Here is a 443-nt window from a genome sequence, read left to right as displayed (position 1 = left end):
CAGCCTGGTCATCGGTAATACCGACATATTTCGCCCGCCCGCTTTCGGCCAAATAGGCATGTTCAGGCCCAACACCTGGATAATCTAAACCAGCCGCGATCGAGTAAACCGGATTGATCTGACCGTCATCGTTTTGCATAAAAAGCGATTTCATGCCGTGAAAAATGCCTTCACTACCCCTTTCGACCGTCGCAGCCGTCAGCGGTGTGTCAAGGCCCTTGCCGGCAGCTTCACAGCCGATCAACTGCACGGATTTATCATCAATAAAATTGGCAAAGCTGCCGATTGCGTTGCTGCCGCCGCCAACACAGGCCACTACAGCATCTGGTAATTTTCCTGTTTGACTAAGAATTTGTTGCCGAGCTTCCTTGCTAATGATACTTTGAAAATCTCGAACCATTAAAGGAAACGGGTACGGCCCAGTCGCCGAACCCATAATATAG

General features: G+C 49.9%; 1 pseudogene. It reads right to left on the bottom strand.

Annotation, left to right across the window (positions count from 1 at the left end):
- Window positions 1-443 (bottom strand): annotated as a pseudogene (locus tag KH893_RS12290) (tryptophan synthase subunit beta); the annotation flags it as partial.

The sequence above is a fragment of the Liquorilactobacillus sicerae genome, assembly GCF_029916425.1.
GTDB lineage: Bacteria > Bacillota > Bacilli > Lactobacillales > Lactobacillaceae > Liquorilactobacillus > Liquorilactobacillus sicerae.
The sequence above is the reverse complement of the archived record's forward strand: the minus strand, read 5'-3'. Positions and strand labels throughout refer to the sequence as shown.